Raw genomic sequence first — 19,462 nt, forward strand, 5'->3', positions numbered from 1 at the left:
TTGTTCGTGGTACAATATAGACAAGCAAGTATGTCTTATCGCTATAATGTCTAATCGTGTTATTTTGGAGAATAAAATGAATCAATTAGAAAAAATCCTAGGCAGCAGCAACCGTAGAAAATGCAGCCGATTCTCTCCTGCAGGAGAAGCCTGCTTCATTGATAGTAAGGAGGTTAAGGGAATCTATTGGTCTTATGAAACGGCCGTCTTTCACATCACCATCCATCATTTTTTCCTTAAGGAAGATATTATCGTCTGTCCGCACACAGACGGCACTTCCAACCACATTACATCAACCTACATTTTAATGGGGAGCGGAAAATACTTAAGCACCTATCAAACCCTTTCTGCAAATACCATGTTTGTTTTAAGTTCCGACCGAAAAGATGCCCGTTTTTTATTAAGAAAAAATTATCCCTATTTCAGTATTGGCATCGATTTTAAGGAACAGATGATTGAGCAGTATTTATCCAATCAGCAAGTTTTAAAAGAGGTTCGGGTGTCCGATATTTTTTTCGATACAAGAGAGCGCGTCACCCGGCCCATGGCAAAACTGGCCAACGATATTCTCAGCTGTCAGATGGATTCCCCTTCTGCGGATCTCTTTTTTGAAGCCAAGGCCAAGGAGTGGCTGAGCATCACCTTGAATGAATTCGCATCAGCAGCCAAGTCCTCTGCCTTGCCCCAGTCGGATAAAGAAGCCATTAAGAATGTTTCTGACTATATCAACGACCATTATTCTTCAGATCTGCCTCAGGAATTACTGGAGAAGATTGCGATGATGAGCGGAACCAAGCTGAAAAACTGCTTTAAGAAGACGCACCAGATGAGTATCACCGAGTATATCCAGCGAAAACGCGTGGCTATTGCGGAAAACCTGCTGCTGACGACTCAATTGGACATCGTTGATGTTGCCAAATCGGTCGGCTACAATTCCCACAGCCGCTTCTCTGCTCTCTTTAAACGCTATCGCGGGATGTATCCAAAAGAAGTTCGGCACTTTGCTAGCAAAAAGCAGCCGATGATCTGCCCTTGCAATGAAGAAGCCAGAGAACGCTGCCAACTTTTCCAATCTAAGAAAAGACAAGATACAGACTAATGCGCAGACAAAACAAAAGACCTTTGGTTCATTCAAACCAGAGGTCTTCTATTCTTTATTAAACACCCAAGCGAATATTTGGGAAGTGTTCTGAGATAAAATTAAAGGTGTGTTGCAACTGAATATCTGTGCCGGTACCGATGTTTTTAATTATCTGGGTGGTTTTCTTCGTGCTACCTTCTCGGAGGCTCACCAATTGAGAGAATCGATTGGTTACGAAGAAGCCATGGCGTTGCGTTGTAATGTGATGGTAAATCTGAGTTGTTTCCGTCAGATTGATGGCACTAAAGTACCTGTGGTAGCAAATCAGATGATTCTTGTAGACCAAAATCTGCAAGACGTCATCTTGGAAATCTGCCAAGGCTGTCAACTGGCTGATGTCACCATTTAACTCCGGGTAGCTAGCGTAGATTTCATCATAAGCACGGTTGGTACGGTTACGACGAAGTAGAACACTCACAAAGATTGCAATTCCGAGACCAATGAGTACCACAGCAGCACCAACTGCCCAAATCCGTTGCCAGTTAGCTTCGGAATAGGAAACATAGGTGTAGTAGCTGAAGAGCTGACCCACTTCACTGGATGGTTCAATGATACCCTGCATGGTTGATGAGTAGTCTTGGATACCTGAGGTTTCCGTGTATCGTGCATCGTAGAATTTTACCACTAGTTTTGCAGGGTTTTCAAACAAAGCATCCCCTTTGGCAATCAATTCCTTGATGGTGGCATCATTCTCGCTTGCTTCCAATCCGACCAAGCCATTCTCGTGCATGACCATCCAAACCACTGTTCCGCCATTCTCAACTGTCGCAATCGGTTCTTCGTAGACCCCATAGACATTTAAGATAAGATAATCAAAAGAATTAGCCTTGCTATCTTCACCAGTGTAAAAATGCTGACCTTTTTCAAGACTAGTTGGATCTGTGGATTGCCACATGAAGAAACCTGCGAACGCTCCGATGACGATGAAGACAATGGCCAGCAGAATCCCCGCAACCAATCCTTTGTTACGTTTTTCTTTTAACATACATCTCCTCCTGATGAAAATAATTTAATAATAAAAGTATAACATATTTTTCTTTTATTATAAACTCTTTTTTACCAGCAAAAAAGACCGGTTGCTCCGGTCCTTCCTTTGACTATTTTCCAAATAGACGAGCAAAGAAGCCTTTGGCCTTTTCTTCCTCAACGTGAGCCTTGGCCGCTTCCAATTCCAATTTGAGCACATCCTTGTCCGCCATGGCTTTAAGGGTCAACTGCTGTTGCTGATCCAACTGCTTGTCCTTCTCAGAAATCTGAACATCCTTGACCCGCAGCTGCTCGTCTTTTTCAGCCAACTGCTTGTCCTTGGCCTTGAGCTGATCATAAAGGCGGACAATCTCTGCGTTTTTCTCATCAACCAAGATTTCCATCAGCTCCCGCTGTTTGACCTCTTCACTAACCGGCTCATCCTCAAAAATTGTGGTTTTGTAGATTTCTTCCAACTTGACCAAACCTGCGCGGTTTACAACGGTCACACCTTTTTCATTTTTCTCAACGAATTCTTCCGGCAAGGACTTGACACGGTTGTTCATCGCTTGCCGACTGACCCCCAAAATTTCTGCTAATTCGCTGACTGTTTTTTCAATTCCCATAGTATCCTCAGTGACTTGATTTTCTTAATGTTTGTATCATTAAAATATTACCACAACCGCCTATCCCTGTCAAATTTATGGTAAAATAGAGCCATGACAAGATACGATACAATTATTATCGGAGCAGGGCCTGCCGGCATGATGGCCGCCATCTCTTCAAGCTTCTACGGAAAATCCACTCTACTTCTGGAAAAAAACCGCCGTTTGGGTAAAAAATTGACCGGAACAGGGGGTGGACGTTGCAATGTGACCAATAACGGAACCTTGGACGACCTCATGGCAGGCATCCCTGGAAACGGTCGCTTTCTTTACAGCGTCTTCTCTCAGTTTGACAACCATGACATCATAAACTTTTTTCAGGAAAATGGGGTCAAACTCAAGGTAGAGGATCACGGCCGAGTCTTTCCAACCACCGACCGTTCTCAGACCATTATCAAGTGCTTGGAGATGAAGATGCTGGAAAACGGAGTCGATATTCGCACCGGAAAAGAAGTCGTTTCGGTCAAAAAGATAGACGACCTATTTCATGTCAACACACCTGACGAAACCTTCACTGCTTCCCAACTCATTGTGACAACCGGTGGCAAGGCATATCCCTCCACTGGCTCAACCGGCTTTGGCCATGAGATTGCGCGGCACTTCAAGCTGGCTGTAACAGAAATCGAGGCAGTCGAAAGCCCGCTTCTGACCAATTTCCCCCACAAAAAGTTGCAAGGTATTTCCTTAGACGATGTGACCCTAACCTTTGGCAAGCACCGCATCACCCACGATTTACTCTTCACCCACTTTGGTCTATCGGGTCCTGCCGCTCTTCGCCTTTCTAGCTTTGTTAAAGGGGGAGAAACCGCATTTCTGGATGTTTTGCCAACCCATTCTGAGCAAGACTTGGCTGAGCACCTAGAAAGGAATCGGGAAAAATCCGTCAAGAATGCCCTTCGCGAACTCATGCCAGAACGCTTGGCTGACTTTTTTGCTGAAGGCTATGACTGCAAGGTCAAACAAGTCCACACCTCCGAACGAGAAAATCTCCTTACCAAGTTAAAAGCGCTGCCCATTCACATCACAGGTAAGATGTCCTTGGCCAAGTCCTTTGTGACCAAGGGGGGCGTCGACCTCAGGGAAATCAATCCCAAAACGCTCGAAAGTAAAAAGGTTCCCGGACTACACTTCGCAGGAGAGGTGCTGGACATCAATGCTCACACAGGCGGCTTTAACATCACCTATTGTCTAGCAACCGGCTGGGTGGCAGGAAGCTTGCATTACTAAAACGACCGAAAAATTCAAGTCAAAAATTACTTGAATTTTTTTGTTTATTGCTGTATGATAAAGGCAGAATCATCTATCCGGAGGTCAATATGAACTTACATATCCAAACTATCTCTAAGCAATTTGATCAAAACAAGCTGTTTGTCAACGCCTCCTTTACATTTGAGAAAGGGAAGATTTATGGGCTTTTGGGACGAAACGGTTCGGGTAAAACAACCCTGTTTAATTGTATTGCCCGCAACTTAAGCCTAGACAGCGGTCGCATCTTCTTTTCCAAAGACGGTCAGGAGATTGACTACGAAAATACGGATATCGGTTTTACCCAAACCTACCCGCAGCTGCCTGCCTTTATGACCGCTTTTGAATTTGTCCGCTTTTACATGGACATTCACAAAAATCAACTCAAGACTGACCGCGGACCGGAAGACTGGCTCAATTTGGTCGGCATCAGCGAGCCAGACCAACACCGTCTGCTCAAAGATTTCTCTCACGGAATGCAAAACAAGGTGCAGCTGCTCCTGTCCTTAATTGTCCAGCCGCCTGTGCTTCTATTAGATGAACCCTTGACTTCTTTTGACCCTGTGGCTGCCTTGGAATTTAAACGGTTGATTCGTGAGGCGAAAAAGAATTCTGTCATTATTTTTTCCACTCATATTTTGCAGTTGGCTCAAGACCTCTGTGATGAAATCGTCCTCCTGCACCATCAGGAACTTCAGGCCGTTCCAAGCGATAAGCTGCACGACGCTGACTTTGAGCAGGAAATCGTGGATTTATTGACCGCTGAATAGGAGGCCACTATGAAGACTATGCTACGTTATTTCTGGTATCGGGAAAAATACAATCTTCACCGAGCTGTCAATGGACTTTTCTACTACCTGCGAAAAATCCCCATCCTAGGCAAGCAGATTCCGGAAAGCATCTTTAAGTCCTACGGTTTCAAGTCTGGTCTTTTCCTGATCCTGCGCACCCTGTCGCTTCCTGGACGTTTGTTGATGAAGGGATTCTGGCTGACCTTTCATTTTTTCCATGCATCCTACTGGATGAACGTTCTGGCTACTGGCAGCCTCACTTTCTGGGAAATCCTTCCTAACACTTGGCTCTTGGGCTTTGTTTTCTGGTTTTTATTTATCGGTCTATCCTACCGTTTTAGCAAAGGAGTAGACCCCTTTATTTCCAAGTCTGACCGCGAATTTATGCAGAATTTCGGACTTTCTCATTCCGATTTTCTCCAGAGTCAACTCTTTGTAGAGCCCATCTTAACAAGTCTGTTCTATGTTCCTGCCCTGCTTGTCTATTGCTTTTTAAGCAAGGAATGGATCTTCTTCCCGGTTGGACTTCTAACCGTTCCTGCTGGACATTTTACTGGAAGTGCACTCAATCGCTGGTTCTTTGAGCGCCATATCTTTACTCGCCGCACCTCTTGGCATTCTTGGGCATGGATTGCACTTGTCATCATCCTCTACGCCCTTACTATCCTCTTTCGTGCAAACCTGTCACTGGGGCTGCTGCTTCCAGTCTTAGTAGTCCAGCCCTTGCTGATTTGGTTGAGCTATCGCTACTTGAAACAGCAGACCAACCACCTAGACTACCTGCAATATTGCATGGACGAATCCCTACAAATGGATCAGAAAGTCGCTGAATTGAGCAAGGGCAATGAGTATACTCGCCAAGGCTTTCAGATGCAACATAAACTCAGCTTAGAAAAAGGGAAAGACCTGTCCAATCTGTCAGGCATGGCTTACCTGAACGCTCTGTTATTTGACCGTCACCGCTCCATCCTATTCAAAAGATTGCGGTTCCGGCTGGTTTTTCTCCTTGCTGTTTTTCTAGGATTAGAAGTCCTTCGCTGGTTCATCAAGAAGGACTTTCAGATAAGTAATGCCAACTATATCGTTTGCCTCCCATTTGCTTTTATGGTTATGTACATTGCTTCGATGGGCAAGGCAGTGGCACAGATGGTCTTTGTCAACTGTGATATTTCTCTGCTCCATTATCCATTTTATCGCGAGCCCAAAACCATCATTGCCGGTTTCAACTATCGTTTCGCCCAAACTGCTCGGTTGAACGCTTATTTTTCTGGAAGTTTGCTGCTAGTCTTGATTCTATTGACTCGCGCCAGTCTTCCTTTATCAACCTACCTTCTAACAGCCCTGCTCCTAGCCAGTCTTACAGCTCTTTTCTCCTTTCATGATCTTTTCATCTACTATATCCTCCAACCCTTTACCAAGGATATGGAAGTGGTCAACCCTGTCTATCGCTTTCTAAGCGGTGCCCTTTACTGGGTGGCCTACCTCAATACCCGCATTCAGTTGGGAAGTCAAACCTATATCCTACTGGTTTCTTTAGGGATGATAATCTATGTGAGCCTGGGTTATTGGATTTTGCTGAAAAAAGCACCAAAAACTTTCCGGCTCAAGTCATAAAAATGAGGCTGGCAAAAAGCAGCCTCTTTTCTTAGAGTTCGTGATAACATCTTGACGCAGTGGTTGATTGGCAGATTTGTTCGTGTTCAACACTCCAAATCTGACCTAATCAACTGTACGGGGGTGGGAAGACGAACTCTTCTTCGATTTGTTGAGTTCTTTCCCACTCCCTCTTCTTATTAAAGTCTGCTTAAAAGACCAGTCGCAAAAGAGCTGTCGTTACAACCCCGACCATGACTGCTAGTAGGATATTCTTGGTTTTGGCAACCACCCAGAAGGTCGGAAGGACCGCTAAGCTCTCCACAGGCAAAAAAACAGGAAGTCGCCCAACTTGCTCATCCATAATACTGGACAAGGTGAGGGCGAAAATGATGGTCACCGGCAAAAAACTCAAAAAGCGCACCAAGACAGGGGGCAATTCCCTGTTTTGCGTCAAAATAAAGGGCAAAATCCGTGGAATCCATGTTACTAGCATGGCTAATAAAATAACGATAAGTACTTCATTGCTGACCATCTGCCATCACCCCCACTGTACATCCCAAAAGAGTCGCAACCAAAACCGCCACATAGGAGGACACAAAAAAGGTCAGACCGAGATAGGATACAAACACCGTCCCCAAAATGAGACCAATTTTCACAACCGGCATTTGGCGAACCATAGCCTCCAACTGACCGGCAAAAATTGCAATAAACATAGCGACCAAGGCAAAATCCAAACCAAAACGTTCAGGGTCTGGAATCATACTTCCCAGCACATTCCCAAGGATGGTAAACACAACCCAAGAAAAATAGCCGGCAAAATTATTTCCATACATCCATGCTGGCGGTACCTGGCCATCCGTTAGCTGTTTTCGCAGGAGAAGAGCATAGGACTCGTCCGTCAAAAAGCTACCAATCAAGATATTGGAACCTAGGCTGTTGCCTTGAAACACGGTAGTTGTGTGCAGGCTCATCAAAAAATTGCGCAGGTTGACAAAAAATACCGTTACAGCAATTGACGCAATCGGCGCCCCCACTAAGAGCATCGCACACATCACAAACTGGGCGCTTCCTGCATAAACCAGTATGCTCATCAGCGCCATTTCTAATGGGCGGATGCCTGAATTGACTGAAACAACGCCACAGGCAAGCCCAATACTGGCATAGCCAAGTGCCGTAGGAATCGCATCCTTAAAACCTTGTCGCAAGGCCCTTCCATCTCTTTTCACCGACTCACTTCCTTTCGTATCTTATTTCTCTAGTATAGGGCAGGAAGTGACCTCTGTCAATCTTTTTCAGAGGAAATTTCTGACCGATGTTTCCTTCTATCTAAGCAAGCCTTTCCCTTGAATCGACCTGTTCAAACCCAAGACATCTTCATTTTGCTATTGTATCTTTCCAGAAAAAGAACTATGCTATCCCTATAAATGAAAAAGGAAGGTGGACAATCTCTATGGCTGAATTTAGACCCTATATTAAAGTGACCCTGCTTCGTGTTCTAGGAGTTTTGTTGGCCTTTGGCCTCTGTGCTCTCTCGATTTGGCGGTTCAATGGCCAGCCCAGTCAAGCCTGGCAGACCTTCTGTGTTGGCTTTATCGCTGCTGGAATTGCCGGAACCTGGAACATCTATGATATCAACTCTTGGCCTTTACGAAAACGGACCCTGGTCCACACTTTCTTTATGGCCCTGGTCGTCTTTCCGACTCTCTTTATCAGCGGCTGGTTCGCTTTTAATCTAGCCAATCTGGCCCTAGCAGCAGGAATTTTCGTCCTAACAGGCGTCATCGCTTGGACTATCGGCTATGTCTTTTTTCGGGGCAAGGAAGGATAAAGGACATTCAAAAAACTTGGTTTTTCACGAAAACCAAGTTTTTTTATATGATTATGACTCCTCTATTCTTTTGAGAATGTAGAGCCTTGATGAAAAGTCCTTGTCTTTTTGAACATGGACCTCGTTGTGAATCGGAAGTCCTGCATACATCAAATCACTGCCATAGTAGGTTTTTCCATCCAGTTCATAAAGAGCCTGTTCGTCCAACCCCTTTAGGCGAAGGCGGGCTAGACCAAGATTGGCGGTCACGAGGCGACGGTAAAAACCGACGATGACCTGACTACCATCTTTTGACGCTACCTGCCAAGCAACATCTTCCCCCTCAAAAGGACTGAGGAGGCGGGTAAAGGTTCCGAATTGGAAGGTTGAGCGGTGTTGCTTGTAAAAGGCAATCTGCTCTTTTATCTCTTCCAATTCATCTGGATGACAATCAGACAAGTCCAACTCATAACCAAAACTGCCAAAGAAGGCGACATTTCCCCGGGTGGAAAGGGGAGTTGACCGACCAACCTGCTGATTGGGACTTTCTGACACATGGCAGCCCATGCTGACCAAGGGATAGACCATGGAGGTTCCGTACTGAATCTTCAAGCGCTCGATGGCATCTGTATTGTCACTGGTCCAGGTTTGAGGAGCATAGTAGAGCAGACCTGGGTCAAAGCGACCACCGCCACTTGAACAGGATTCAAAGAGAACATGGGGGAAGCTACTAGTCAGATTGTCATAAAGCCGATAGAGGTTGAGCATATAACGGTGGAAAATTTCTCCCTGCCGCTCGATCGGATGACCCAGACTATAAACCTCAGTCATATAGCGGTTCATATCCCATTTAATGTAGTCAATCTCATGCTCGGACAGGAGTTTGTAGAGTTGGTCATAAATGTTTTGGTAGACTTCTTCTCTTGAAAAATCAAGCGTGTATTGGTAACGGCCATGGGATTGACTGTGCTTGGGATGATGGAGAATCCAGTCCGGATGAGCTCGATAGAGTTGGCTGTCCTTGTTGACCATTTCTGGCTCAATCCAAAGACCAAATTTCATGCCCAGACCATGCACCTGGTCAATAATGCCGGTCAGACCACTTGGTAGCTTGTCCAGATTGACAGACCAATCCCCCAAACCAGCCCGCTCATGGTTGCGGTCGCCAAACCAGCCGTCATCCATGACAAAGAGCTCTACTCCGACAGAGGCAGCCTTGCGGGCAAGAGTCAAAATCTGCTCTTCATCAAAATCAAAGGACATGGCCTCCCAGTTATTAAGCAAAACAGGGCGCTCCCTTTGTCCCCAGAAGCCTCGCATCAGATGCTCTCGATAGACATCATGGAAGGCCTGGCTCATCCCATTCAAACCCTGATCGCTATACACTAGAAGCACTTCTGGAGTCTGGAAGGATTCCCCTTTTTCCAAGAGCCAAGTGAAGCGGTCTGGATGAATGCCCATGCTGACCCTGGTCTGGCCAAAGGAGCTAACATCGACCTGCCCCAGAAAATTCCCGCTGTAAATCAAGGAAAATCCCAGAACCTCACCCTGGTACTCATCTGCTGTCGGCCGTTTCAAGGCCATGAAGGGATTGTGCTCTGAGCTGCTGGCCCCTTTCAGACTATAAATGGACTGACAACCCTGGTGGAGTGGGCTCAGTTTCAGATGCCGCTCCCTTCCCCAAGCCCCATCTAGGTGCAGCCACTCGTAATCCCAATCAGGCAAATCCAGTGACATGGACAAGGCTCGCTGCAATTTGACAGCCTGCCCTCCCAACTGCTCGAAACGAGCATGACGGCTCAGCACCGGCTTGTCATTGAAAATGGTATAGGATAAGGTCAGTTGCGTGTCAGTATTGGAATCCATCAGAATGATTTCCAAGGTTTGTGCCGCTGCTTCTTCTGTCACATAAAGGTGAGGCAGACCAGCCAGATTTGGCTTGCCCGGAAAGATGCGGTGTCCTTGGTAAACAAAGTGAGATAGGCAGCTCCCATCTGCTTGCTCGATTTCAAAGGCTGGCAAGGAAAAATCTGTCGTCCCATAGCAGGCGTATTCCTGCCGCGTATGTTGGAGAGAAAAGGATGGCTCGTCTTCATAAACAAATGAAGTCAGCGGCCGATAGCCATATTCTCTCAAGCGTAGATAAGAAGCCTTCTCGCTCAATCTCTTACCAAAGTAGAGATTGCCCAGATGCCCGTTGGGCAAAACATGGAAAATATAGCTGAGAACCTCATTGTAGAGATGAAATTCTTGTGTCGTTTCTGTATAGTGAATCGGCATAGGATCCTCCTAAAGTTTTCCACCAGAAGTGGCAATTCCTTGAATAAATTGTTTCTGGAAAATAATATAGAGCGTGACCATGGGCCAAATAGCAAGAACACTAGCGGCCATCAGTTGTGGGTAGTTAACTGAATAGGCCCCTTGAATTTTCGACAGCGCACTTGACAGGGTTGCCTTGTCGGCATTAGAGTTGATAATCAAAGGCCAGAGCAGGTCTTTGAAAGCAAAGAGAGCTGTAAAAATCGCTAGTGCAATCAGTCCAGACTTAGCCAGTGGCAACATCACCTTAAAGAAGGTCTGACCGATATTGCAGCCGTCCAGCTTAGCAGACTCTTCCAACTCCTTAGGCAGTCCAACGAAGAACTGCCGCAGCAAAAAGGTTCCAAAAGCACTGACAATTCCTGGGAAAACCAAGGCAAAAATAGTATTGCGCATCCCCAACTGGTCAATCATCAAATACTGCGGAATAACAAAGAGCTGAGGCGGCACCATCATCTGAAAGAGAACCAGACCAAAAAGGAAGTTTCTGCCTGGAAATTCCAAGCGAGCAAAGGCATAGGCCGCCATAGCTGAGAACATGACCGAGCTAAAAATCCGCCAAAGCATCATCATGATGGTATTGAAATACAAGATGGGGAAATTATTGGTTCTGATGGCTTCTGTGTAGTTGCTGATCAGCCATTGGCTAGGAAAGAAATGAAAGGGATTCATCTGAGTGGACTCTGTCACCGACTTAAAAGAGGTCAGAACCATCCAGACAAAGGGTACTATCATCCCCAGTGCAACCAAAATTAAAAAGAAATGTATCCAGATGGTTTGTTTTATACTTGTTTGTTTCATACCAACCTCCTTAATTGTAGTGAACCCATTTTTTCTGGGCCTTCATCTGCAGGGCAGTGATCAAGAGGATAATGACCAGGAGCAAGATAACAATGGTCGAACCGTACCCCTTGTCCGTATATTTAAAGGAATTGTTGTAGAAGAGATAAACCAAGGAAACTGTCTTATCGTAGGCTGGACTGCGGATATCTTCCATCATGTAGATCACATCAAAGACCTGCATGGACTGGATAATGCTGGTCACCACCACAAAGAAGAGGGTCGGCGATACCAAGGGCAGGGTAATCTGAAAGAACTGTTTGACAGGACTAGCCCCATCAATCTTGGCCGCTTCATAGTAATCCTTGGGTATTTCCTGTAAGCCAGCCAAAATCAAAATCATACTGTAACCAACTGTACTCCAAATGCCAATCAGGGCAATAGAATACATAGCAATTTTGGGGTCTTCAATCCAGTTGATCCGCCCAATGCCAATCTTGCCCAAAACAAAGTTAATCAAGCCAAAATCGGTATTGTAGAGCCATTTCCAAACCATGGTTACTGCTGCCGGAGCCGCTACCATAGGAAGGAAAAAGATGGTTCGATAGACATGCCTACCCTTTATTTTAGAATTGAGCAATACTGCCAATAAAATAGCTAAAACCACTGTCGTTGGAACGACCAAAAGGGTGTACTTAAAGGTGTTCCAAGTGGCTTGCCAGACCTGGGCATCACCCAGCATCCGCTGATAGTTGGCTAGCCCAACAAAAATATCATTGCGGCCGAAATCACCACTCTTGTGGAAACTCATTTTCAGGGTTTGAAAAATAGGGATGATGTTGAGCACCAACAATCCAATAATGGTTGGGGCCACCATGGCCCAGCCCCAGAGGGCTTCGTTTAAGCTCCCTTTCTTTTTAAACATAACAGACTCCTTAAATGATAAGGCCTGGAGAAGCATCACTCTCCCCCAGACCCCTTTTCTATTTTTCTGAAGCTAGTTCCTCGTTCATCATATCGGCGGTTTTTTGAGCCGCATCTTTTGTAGCTTCTTCTCCCAAGTACGCTGGTTTCAAAAGCTCATAGGCCTTATCTTCCCATTTCAAGGTTGTTTGAGAATAAGGACGGATTTGAGCATAATCCAACATGTCAACATAGTTCTTGATAGCAAAGTCCTTGTTGGAGTTGACCCAAGTATCTGCAGTTCCTTTGTAGGCAGAGATTGCAACACCTAGGCTAGCCTGCATTTCTTGGGCTTCTTTAGAGCTGAGGTATTCTACCCATTTCCAAGCAGCATCTGGGTTCTTGGTGTTCGCCGCAATAGCATTTCCTAGACCGTTGAAAATGGTTGCACGTGTTCCATCTGGCCCTTTTGGCAAAACTGCTACATCCGCATTTTCACGAATATAGTCGTTGGCTGAAAAACCTGATAGGTTCCATGAACCAAAGACACTCATGGCAACTAGACCATTTTGGAAGGCTTCTGCCCGCTCCTTGTCTACTGTCAGAGCTGGAGAAAGTTTTTCCTTAACGAAGCTGAAGTAGTAATCCAGAGCTTCGATGGTTTTTGGATCATCGTAACCAGACTTCTTGTCATCGGTAATCACAGTGCCGCCATTTTGGTAGATGAAATTGTAGTAGCCTTCTTGGTTGCTGAGACCTGCACCAAAACCATACTGGCTGCCGTCTGCCTTGGTCAACTGTTTGGCAACTTCTTTGAGCTTATTCCAATCCCAGGTATCATCTGGATAGGCAATGCCTGCTTCATCAAACATCTTCTTGTTGTACCAAAGACCAATGGTGTCAAAATCTTTTGGAACAGCATACTGCTTGCCGTTGATATTGTAAATTTCATTGAGACCATCTGGGAAGTTTTCCAGTTTGGCTTCTGTACTTTTAGCCAGATAGTCATCCAACGGCAGAAGCATTTCATTGGAGCCATAACGGTAAATTTCATTGGAGTGCATCCAGAAAGTATCTGGCAATGAGCCACCAGTCGCTCCAGCTTCTAACATGGTCCAATAGTTGTCCCAGTCCACCACTTGGATGTTGATTTTAATATCTGGATTTTTTTCTTCAAACTTGTCTGCAATCTTGCGAATGCCCGGCTCCTGACCAGAATCCCAGATAGCATAGGAAATTTCTGTTTTCCCTGAAGAGTTGGCACTTGAAGAAGACTCGCTAGTGCCTGAATTTGAACAAGCTGCCAGCAAAGCACTTGTCGCCAAAATACCAGCATAAAAACGTACTTTTTTCATCAATATAACTCCTTTTTTCTTTGCTCAAGAAAACCTTCTTGAGTTTATGTTGATTGTTTCTAATATCAGCATATCAAAAAAACGCTTTCAAAAAAATAGGATAATTTGACCTCTTCTATATGAATTTGAGATTTTTTTGGATTTTATCATATAAAATGTCACAAATTCATATAATTATGGTACAATGAAAGCGGATTCGATGTGTTTTTATTTCATACACCGCCTAAGGAGCTAACATTTTTATGACAAACAAGATGGAATTTTATGTCTTTAACAACCGTTCCTACATGGATTTCTATCCTATCCAATTTGGGATGGAAGAATGTTTACCCCTTCACTCCTTCGGTCCAACAGCCAAACAGCACTATCTTTTTCACTATATCGTTTCTGGATCTGGGCATTTTTACGACACCAAAGGCCAACGTGTGCATCGCCTAAGCGCAGGGCAGGGGTTCCTCATTTCTCCCGATATGATTTGTAGCTATGAGGCGGATGAAAAAGACCCCTGGACCTATATCTGGGTGGAATTTGACGGCTTAAAGACCGAGCATTTTTTAAGACAGGCTGGTCTATCTCGCCAGCAGCCTATTTTTTCCCAGAAAAGTGAGCCTACACTCAGTCCGGTCTATCAGGAAATGACCGCTATCCTGGAAAACCATCAGGCCAAGAGTGCCCTCATCATTGGCCACCTCTATCTCTTTATCTACGCTTTGATTGAAGAATCCTTGACTCGTAGGGATAGCAACCATGACGAAATCAAAGAATTTTATATCCGTGAAGCGATTAACTTTATCGAGCGCAACTTCGAGAAACCCATTTCGGTTGATGACTTGGCCCAACAGTGCAATCTCAACCGCCACTACTTCAGCCGCCTTTTCAAGGAGCAGGTCAATATTTCTCCCCAGCAATTTATCATCCAGTACCGGCTTAGCGAAGCCTGTGAGTTGTTGAAAAACACCAATAAAACCCTGCAAGAAATCGCAGAAGCAGTTGGTTATTCCAACCAGTTTAACTTCTCAACAGCCTTCAAGCGCCACTACCAGCAATCCCCGACCAAATGGCGGAAATTGCATCGCTAACAACACAAAAACTCTCACAGAATATCATTAAGCCATTCTGTAAGAGTTTTTTTGTATGTCATTACATCATCAAGCTATCAAATGCCAAACTTGGCTTGGCGTTCAAATCCCAACCAGCAAAGTTTTCCTTATTATACTCACTGACCGCTGCCAAGGCAACCATGCCCGCATTATCACCGCAGAGGCGAAGCGGAGGAATGATGACCTCCACATCGGTGATTTCAGCCGCCAACCGCTCTCTCAAACCCTGATTGGCTGCCACACCGCCCGCTACAACCAAGGTCTTAACAGGGTATTGCTCCAAAGCCTTCTTGGTCTTGGCCATGAGAATATCCATGACACAGGCTTGAAAAGAAGCGGACAGGTCTGCATTGGACAGGGTTTCACCTTTTTGCTGGGCATTGTGGTAGAGGTTGATAAAGGCAGACTTGAGTCCAGAGAAAGAAAACTCCAGATTATCTTCCTTGATCATAGCGCGAGGGAAGTCATAAACATCCTGCCCCTCATGCGCCAACTCGTCAATAACCCGACCAGCTGGGTAGGGTAGCCCCATGACCCGGCCAACCTTATCGTAGGCCTCGCCGACCGCATCATCTCGCGTTTCACCGACAATCTTGTAATCACCCGCTTCTGACACATAGACCAACTCCGTGTGCCCACCGCTGACCAAGAGCGCCAAAAGCGGAAACACCAACTCCTTAACCGCCCGTGCCGCCATCAAATGCCCTGCCATGTGATTGACAGGAATGAGCGGCAAGCCATTAGCCCAAGCAAACGCCTTAGCGGCAGAAATACCAACCAACAAGGCTCCGACCAAACCGGGACCATAGGTCACGGCAACAGCCGTCAGGTCCTCTGCCGTCACCTCCGCCTCCAACAAAGCTTCCTCGATACAGGCCGTGATCACTTCCACATGGTGACGGCTGGCCACCTCGGGCACCACCCCGCCAAAACGCTGGTGACTGGCAATCTGACTGGCAATGACGTTGGACAAAAGCTCCGCCTCATTTCGCAAAACAGCCACCGAGGTTTCGTCACACGAGGTCTCAATCGCCAAAATCAATCTATCTTTCATTCCGTTCTCTCTTCATTATCACCGCGTCCTCGACAGGATGGCGGTAGTAGTCTTTTCGTTTTCCTATTTTGGTAAAATGCTGGCGTGTATAGAGAGCCTGAGCTGCGCTGTTCGACTCCCTCACTTCAAGGAAGATGTCCCCATCCCAGTCCATCACAGCAGCTAAGAGTTGGCTTGCAATTCCCATCCTCTGAAAATCAGCCCTGACAGCAATCTGCAAAATTTCCATTTCATCCAGCACCGTCTGAACAGCTAAAAATCCGACTATCTCCTGACCCTCATAGGCCAGATAATAATCTTCATCCTGACTCGCCATGCTAGAGGCAATCTGCTCAAAAGTCCAAGGGGATTGCTCATAAACCGACTGCATGACTGCCAAAACAGCCTCCGCCAGATTTCCCTGCCCATTGTAGTGTCTAATCTCTATCATACGCGCTTGATATAACTCTCTGAGCCAGCTTGGTTATCTTTAAGCCAGTTTTCCTCTGCCTCCACCCGCTTGAGATAGTTGGGCTCAAAACTGGTAACGTCAACCGCAGGCAAATTTTGACCAATCACAGCCAACTGGTAGGCAGAAGGTAGACTTGTTTGGTAACGAGCGTCAGGCAAAATCTTCTCAATCTGCTCGATAAAGTTTGCCACCTCCCCAACAAAGGTCAGGTTTTCCTTGCCAGACAGGCTAGAAAGCAAGTCCTCAAAAGACCAGTAGCGGTCTGACTCTAGAGCTCTGCCATTTTCATAAACACCGGCATAGACATGGTTTCGGCGCGCATCGATGAGGGGAACCACCAGACCTGTCAGACTCTGTGGCACCAAGGACTGAAGACTGGATACCCCGACCAAATCAATCTTAAGGGTATAGGCCAGAGTCTTGGCAGTCGCCACCGCCACACGAAGACCCGTGTAGGAACCGGGCCCCTCAGCCACCACAATCCGATCCAAGTCTTTGGGCGTCCAGCCCACCTGAGCCACCAAAAAATCGACCACAGGCATAAGGCTGATACTATGATTTTTCTTGACAGCCAGCAAGGTTTCCGCCAGCAAGCGACCATCCTCCACCAAGGCAACCGACAAGGCCTGGTTAGAGCTGTCTAAAGCTAGTATTTTCATCTTCTTCTCTTTCTTTACGTCATTCGATTTGCTTTTATTACTGCGTTAATTCGCCTTGTCGTACTCAGCAGAAGTGACTTGCTCCGCAAGCCATATCTCCAACCTCTAACTATCTCCCAGATAGTTAGAGCGACTACCAAAAGCAAGCTGAAAGACTTTTCAATGCTACTCTCTATTGTAAGCTATCTTGACCTTTTTTTCAAATAATGAAAAAGACTGAGATGCGATTTCCCAGTCTGTCATGCATTGGTTTCTCTTTTTAATTCTACAATCTGGTCATACTGAATAGCCTGATTAAAAAGGTACTCGCAATCTGTCTATATGAGTATCTTTTGTCAAACGATCTATATCCTTTCCATGAAAACAATTACACATTTTCATTTCCTTGCTAATTCCTTTTACCATCTCCTTTTTTATGGTATAATATGAGTAATTGCAACACTGAAAAAATACATGACAACTCCAGAAAACAAAATAGGAAAAACCAAGTAGCCTAGCCCTACTTGACGCTTTTTTCATAGTTGCCAGCCGAAAAACGAAAGGAAGATTACACCCATATGATTTATAAAGTATTTTACCAAGAGAGCAAAGAACGCAGTCCACGCCGCGAGCTAACCCACGCCCTCTACCTAGAGGTTGATGCCGCAAGCGAACTGGAAGGCCGTATCATTGCTCGCCAGCTGGTAGAAGACAATACCTCTTACAACATCGAGTTCATCGAGCTCTTATCTGATAACCACCTTGAGTATGAAAAAACTCATGCTGACTATAAACTTACGGAGTTCTAACCCATGTCATCAGTCAATCTAAAACCTCAAGAAGTTGGCGTTTTTGCCATCGGTGGTTTGGGAGAAATCGGGAAGAACACTTACGGCATTGAATACCAAGATGAAATTATCATAGTGGATGCTGGTATCAAATTCCCTGAAGATGAACTACTGGGCATTGACTACGTTATCCCTGACTACTCTTATATCGTCGACAATCTGGATCGAGTAAAAGGCTTGGTCATTACCCATGGTCACGAAGACCATATCGGCGGAATTCCCTTCCTCCTCAAACAAGCCAACATCCCTATCTACGCCGGTCCTCTTGCTCTTGCCCTCATCCGAGGCAAGTTAGAAGAACACGGCCTCTTACGGGATGCGACCCTTCACGAAATCAACCACAAGACAGAGCTGACTTTCAAGAAACTCAAAATTAGCATCTTCCGCACCACTCACTCTATCCCAGAGCCCTTAGGTGTGGTCATTGACACCCCGCAGGGCAAGATTGTCTGCACAGGCGACTTCAAGTTTGACTTCACTCCCGTTGGTGAACCTGCAGACCTCCACCGCATGGCCGCTCTCGGAGAAGAAGGCGTCCTTTGCTTGCTCTCAGACTCGACCAATGCTGAGGTGCCGACCTTTACCAATTCTGAAAAGGTCGTCGGTCAATCTATTATGAAGTTAATCGAAGACATTCACGGTCGGATCATCTTCGCATCCTTTGCCTCCAACATCTTCCGTCTCCAGCAAGCAGCAGATGCCGCTGTCAAAACTGGTCGTAAGATTGCAGTCTTTGGCCGTTCGATGGAAAAGGCCATTGTTAACGGGATCGAACTGGGCTATATCAAGGTTCCAAAAGGCACCTTTATTGAGCCTAATGAAATCAAGGAATACCCTGCCAGCGAAATCATGATTCTCTGTACGGGAAGCCAAGGAGAGCCAATGGCTGCCCTCTCTCGTATCGCTCATGGTACCCACCGTCAGGTTCAGCTCCAGCCCGGAGATACAGTCATCTTCTCCTCAAGCCCTATTCCAGGAAATACCACTGGCGTTAACAAACTTATCAACATTCTGATTGAAGCTGGGGTTGAGGTCATCCACGGCAAGATTAACAACATCCACACCTCTGGACACGGTGGTCAGCAGGAACAAAAACTCATGCTCCGCCTCATTAAACCAAAATTCTTCATGCCTGTTCACGGAGAGTACCGCATGCAGAAAATCCATGCAGGTCTGGCGGTTGATACTGGTGTTCCGAAGGAAAACATCTTCATCATGGAAAACGGGGACGTTCTAGCCCTAACTAAAAAAACTGCCCGCATTGCCGGCCATTTCAATGCACAAGACATCTATGTCGATGGCAATCGCATTGGCGAAATCGGCGCTGCTGTCCTCAAGGATCGTAGAGATTTATCAGAAGACGGTGTTGTCCTTGCTGTCGCAACAGTGGACTTCCAATCCCAGATGATTCTTGCCGGCCCAGATATTCTCAGCCGTGGCTTCATCTATATGCGCGAATCTGGCGAACTCATCCGAGAAAGCCAGCGCGTCCTCTTCAACGCTATCCGTATCGCCCTCAAAAATAAGGATGCCAACATCCAAACCCTAAACGGCGCTATTGTCAACGCCCTCAGACCCTTCTTATATGAAAAAACCGAGCGTGAACCCATCATTATTCCGATGATACTCACTCCCGATAAATGACCACCCGTCAAACGGGTGGTTTGAACAAGGGCCATAAGCCCACATCACCAGGGACTGGGAAAGTCTTAAAAATAGAAAATAGCTTAGAATTGCGTCATCAGAAACGTTGATTCTAAGCTATTTTTGATTGTTCAAATTTTAACCGGAAGGGTAAACGTT

The 19,462-nt window shown here is 45.8% G+C and carries 19 protein-coding genes; 8 read left to right on the forward strand and 11 right to left on the reverse strand.

Annotated elements, in window-relative coordinates:
• The first annotated feature begins 76 nt into the window (after nt 1–76).
• Nucleotides 77–1,099 carry an AraC family transcriptional regulator gene (locus INT76_RS05765; RefSeq protein ID WP_212569584.1) on the forward strand — a complete coding sequence of 341 codons (1,023 nt, stop codon included), beginning with the start codon at nt 77–79 and terminating at the stop codon, nt 1,097–1,099.
• A gap of 58 nt (nt 1,100–1,157) precedes the next feature.
• On the opposite strand, the gene INT76_RS05770 is transcribed toward INT76_RS05765, so the two are convergent.
• Both INT76_RS05770 and INT76_RS05775 read right to left on the reverse strand, forming a co-directional pair.
• Nucleotides 1,158–2,126: a hypothetical protein gene (locus tag INT76_RS05770; RefSeq protein WP_212569585.1), complete on the reverse strand. Its 969-nt coding sequence runs from the start codon at nt 2,124–2,126 to the stop codon at nt 1,158–1,160.
• 112 nt (nt 2,127–2,238) lie between these two features.
• Complete coding sequence (locus INT76_RS05775) at nt 2,239–2,733, reverse strand: DUF536 domain-containing protein (RefSeq protein ID WP_212569586.1); 495 nt, start codon at nt 2,731–2,733, stop codon at nt 2,239–2,241.
• Nucleotides 2,734–2,826: 93 nt separating this feature from the next.
• On the opposite strand from INT76_RS05775, the gene aao reads away from it, so the two are divergent.
• The 3 genes from aao (at nt 2,827) to INT76_RS05790 (ending at nt 6,422) form a co-directional block, all read left to right on the forward strand.
• Nucleotides 2,827–3,999: an aminoacetone oxidase gene (aao, locus tag INT76_RS05780; protein WP_212569587.1), complete on the forward strand. Its 1,173-nt coding sequence runs from the start codon at nt 2,827–2,829 to the stop codon at nt 3,997–3,999.
• A gap of 89 nt (nt 4,000–4,088) precedes the next feature.
• Nucleotides 4,089–4,787 (forward strand): ABC transporter ATP-binding protein, encoded by a 699-nt coding sequence (locus INT76_RS05785; protein WP_212569588.1) that lies wholly within the window; start codon nt 4,089–4,091, stop codon nt 4,785–4,787.
• Between the two features lie 9 nt (nt 4,788–4,796).
• A complete protein-coding gene (locus INT76_RS05790) occupies nt 4,797–6,422 on the forward strand; it encodes a hypothetical protein (RefSeq protein WP_212569589.1) in 1,626 nt (541 codons plus the stop codon).
• 190 nt (nt 6,423–6,612) lie between these two features.
• On the opposite strand, the gene INT76_RS05795 is transcribed toward INT76_RS05790, so the two are convergent.
• Together INT76_RS05795 and INT76_RS05800 are read right to left on the reverse strand one after the other, a co-directional pair.
• The gene (locus INT76_RS05795) at nt 6,613–6,936 is read right to left on the reverse strand and encodes an AzlD domain-containing protein (RefSeq protein ID WP_212569590.1); all 324 of its coding nucleotides are present in this window, start codon (nt 6,934–6,936) and stop codon (nt 6,613–6,615) included.
• The gene (locus INT76_RS05800) at nt 6,923–7,630 is read right to left on the reverse strand and encodes an AzlC family ABC transporter permease (protein ID WP_249116130.1); all 708 of its coding nucleotides are present in this window, start codon (nt 7,628–7,630) and stop codon (nt 6,923–6,925) included. The genes INT76_RS05795 and INT76_RS05800 overlap by 14 nt, the downstream gene beginning before the upstream one ends.
• Nucleotides 7,631–7,854: 224 nt before the next feature.
• Here INT76_RS05800 and INT76_RS05805 point away from each other — a divergent pair, with 224 nt between their 5' ends.
• Nucleotides 7,855–8,232, forward strand: a complete 378-nt coding sequence (locus INT76_RS05805; RefSeq protein ID WP_212569591.1) for a DUF3021 family protein — start codon at nt 7,855–7,857, stop codon at nt 8,230–8,232.
• A gap of 51 nt (nt 8,233–8,283) precedes the next feature.
• Here the strand turns inward: INT76_RS05805 and INT76_RS05810 are convergent, their stop codons facing one another.
• The 4 genes from INT76_RS05810 to INT76_RS05825 are packed head-to-tail and all read right to left on the reverse strand — an operon-like array spanning nt 8,284 to nt 13,568.
• On the reverse strand, nt 8,284–10,491 hold the full coding sequence (locus tag INT76_RS05810) for an alpha-galactosidase (RefSeq protein WP_212569592.1): 2,208 nt from the start codon (nt 10,489–10,491) through the stop codon (nt 8,284–8,286).
• 9 nt (nt 10,492–10,500) lie between these two features.
• Nucleotides 10,501–11,331, reverse strand: a complete 831-nt coding sequence (locus tag INT76_RS05815) for a carbohydrate ABC transporter permease (RefSeq protein WP_212569593.1) — start codon at nt 11,329–11,331, stop codon at nt 10,501–10,503.
• 10 nt (nt 11,332–11,341) lie between these two features.
• Entirely contained in the window at nt 11,342–12,235 is an 894-nt protein-coding gene (locus INT76_RS05820; protein ID WP_212569594.1) for a carbohydrate ABC transporter permease, read from the reverse strand.
• A gap of 58 nt (nt 12,236–12,293) precedes the next feature.
• A complete protein-coding gene (locus INT76_RS05825; protein ID WP_212569595.1) occupies nt 12,294–13,568 on the reverse strand; it encodes an ABC transporter substrate-binding protein in 1,275 nt (424 codons plus the stop codon).
• 242 nt (nt 13,569–13,810) lie between these two features.
• Here INT76_RS05825 and INT76_RS05830 point away from each other — a divergent pair, with 242 nt between their 5' ends.
• The gene (locus INT76_RS05830; RefSeq protein ID WP_212569596.1) at nt 13,811–14,647 is read left to right on the forward strand and encodes an AraC family transcriptional regulator; all 837 of its coding nucleotides are present in this window, start codon (nt 13,811–13,813) and stop codon (nt 14,645–14,647) included.
• Between the two features lie 61 nt (nt 14,648–14,708).
• On the opposite strand, the gene tsaD is transcribed toward INT76_RS05830, so the two are convergent.
• From tsaD to tsaB, 3 genes are read right to left on the reverse strand one after another with little or no spacing between them, the layout of a single operon-like run.
• Nucleotides 14,709–15,722 carry a tRNA (adenosine(37)-N6)-threonylcarbamoyltransferase complex transferase subunit TsaD gene (gene tsaD, locus INT76_RS05835; protein ID WP_212569597.1) on the reverse strand — a complete coding sequence of 338 codons (1,014 nt, stop codon included), beginning with the start codon at nt 15,720–15,722 and terminating at the stop codon, nt 14,709–14,711.
• The gene (gene rimI, locus INT76_RS05840; RefSeq protein WP_212569598.1) at nt 15,712–16,152 is read right to left on the reverse strand and encodes a ribosomal protein S18-alanine N-acetyltransferase; all 441 of its coding nucleotides are present in this window, start codon (nt 16,150–16,152) and stop codon (nt 15,712–15,714) included. The genes tsaD and rimI overlap by 11 nt, the downstream gene beginning before the upstream one ends.
• Nucleotides 16,149–16,832, reverse strand: coding sequence for a tRNA (adenosine(37)-N6)-threonylcarbamoyltransferase complex dimerization subunit type 1 TsaB (tsaB, locus tag INT76_RS05845; protein WP_212569599.1), 684 nt, complete (start codon nt 16,830–16,832; stop codon nt 16,149–16,151). Before tsaB ends, rimI begins: the two co-directional genes overlap by 4 nt.
• Before the next feature lie 557 nt (nt 16,833–17,389).
• On the opposite strand from tsaB, the gene INT76_RS05850 reads away from it, so the two are divergent.
• Nucleotides 17,390–17,620 (forward strand): DNA-dependent RNA polymerase subunit epsilon, encoded by a 231-nt coding sequence (locus INT76_RS05850; RefSeq protein ID WP_212569600.1) that lies wholly within the window; start codon nt 17,390–17,392, stop codon nt 17,618–17,620.
• 3 nt (nt 17,621–17,623) lie between these two features.
• Nucleotides 17,624–19,303, forward strand: coding sequence for a ribonuclease J1 (gene rnjA, locus INT76_RS05855; protein WP_212569601.1), 1,680 nt, complete (start codon nt 17,624–17,626; stop codon nt 19,301–19,303).
• Nucleotides 19,304–19,462: the final 159 nt, after the last annotated feature.

It is taken from the genome of Streptococcus oriscaviae (assembly GCF_018137985.1).
Taxonomy (GTDB): Bacteria; Bacillota; Bacilli; order Lactobacillales; family Streptococcaceae; genus Streptococcus; species Streptococcus oriscaviae.

What these genes read in the sequence shown, in the direction of transcription:
- INT76_RS05765 (WP_212569584.1), top strand. Translation starts at nt 77, where the DNA reads ATGAATCAATTAGAAAAAATCCTAGGCAGCAGCAACCGTAGAAAATGC.
- INT76_RS05770 (WP_212569585.1), bottom strand. Translation starts at nt 2,126, where the DNA reads ATGTTAAAAGAAAAACGTAACAAAGGATTGGTTGCGGGGATTCTGCTG.
- INT76_RS05775 (WP_212569586.1), bottom strand. Translation starts at nt 2,733, where the DNA reads ATGGGAATTGAAAAAACAGTCAGCGAATTAGCAGAAATTTTGGGGGTC.
- aao (WP_212569587.1), top strand. Translation starts at nt 2,827, where the DNA reads ATGACAAGATACGATACAATTATTATCGGAGCAGGGCCTGCCGGCATG.
- INT76_RS05785 (WP_212569588.1), top strand. Translation starts at nt 4,089, where the DNA reads ATGAACTTACATATCCAAACTATCTCTAAGCAATTTGATCAAAACAAG.
- INT76_RS05790 (WP_212569589.1), top strand. Translation starts at nt 4,797, where the DNA reads ATGAAGACTATGCTACGTTATTTCTGGTATCGGGAAAAATACAATCTT.
- INT76_RS05795 (WP_212569590.1), bottom strand. Translation starts at nt 6,936, where the DNA reads ATGGTCAGCAATGAAGTACTTATCGTTATTTTATTAGCCATGCTAGTA.
- INT76_RS05805 (WP_212569591.1), top strand. Translation starts at nt 7,855, where the DNA reads ATGGCTGAATTTAGACCCTATATTAAAGTGACCCTGCTTCGTGTTCTA.
- INT76_RS05810 (WP_212569592.1), bottom strand. Translation starts at nt 10,491, where the DNA reads ATGCCGATTCACTATACAGAAACGACACAAGAATTTCATCTCTACAAT.
- INT76_RS05815 (WP_212569593.1), bottom strand. Translation starts at nt 11,331, where the DNA reads ATGAAACAAACAAGTATAAAACAAACCATCTGGATACATTTCTTTTTA.
- INT76_RS05820 (WP_212569594.1), bottom strand. Translation starts at nt 12,235, where the DNA reads ATGTTTAAAAAGAAAGGGAGCTTAAACGAAGCCCTCTGGGGCTGGGCC.
- INT76_RS05825 (WP_212569595.1), bottom strand. Translation starts at nt 13,568, where the DNA reads ATGAAAAAAGTACGTTTTTATGCTGGTATTTTGGCGACAAGTGCTTTG.
- INT76_RS05830 (WP_212569596.1), top strand. Translation starts at nt 13,811, where the DNA reads ATGACAAACAAGATGGAATTTTATGTCTTTAACAACCGTTCCTACATG.
- tsaD (WP_212569597.1), bottom strand. Translation starts at nt 15,722, where the DNA reads ATGAAAGATAGATTGATTTTGGCGATTGAGACCTCGTGTGACGAAACC.
- rimI (WP_212569598.1), bottom strand. Translation starts at nt 16,152, where the DNA reads ATGATAGAGATTAGACACTACAATGGGCAGGGAAATCTGGCGGAGGCT.
- tsaB (WP_212569599.1), bottom strand. Translation starts at nt 16,832, where the DNA reads ATGAAAATACTAGCTTTAGACAGCTCTAACCAGGCCTTGTCGGTTGCC.
- INT76_RS05850 (WP_212569600.1), top strand. Translation starts at nt 17,390, where the DNA reads ATGATTTATAAAGTATTTTACCAAGAGAGCAAAGAACGCAGTCCACGC.
- rnjA (WP_212569601.1), top strand. Translation starts at nt 17,624, where the DNA reads ATGTCATCAGTCAATCTAAAACCTCAAGAAGTTGGCGTTTTTGCCATC.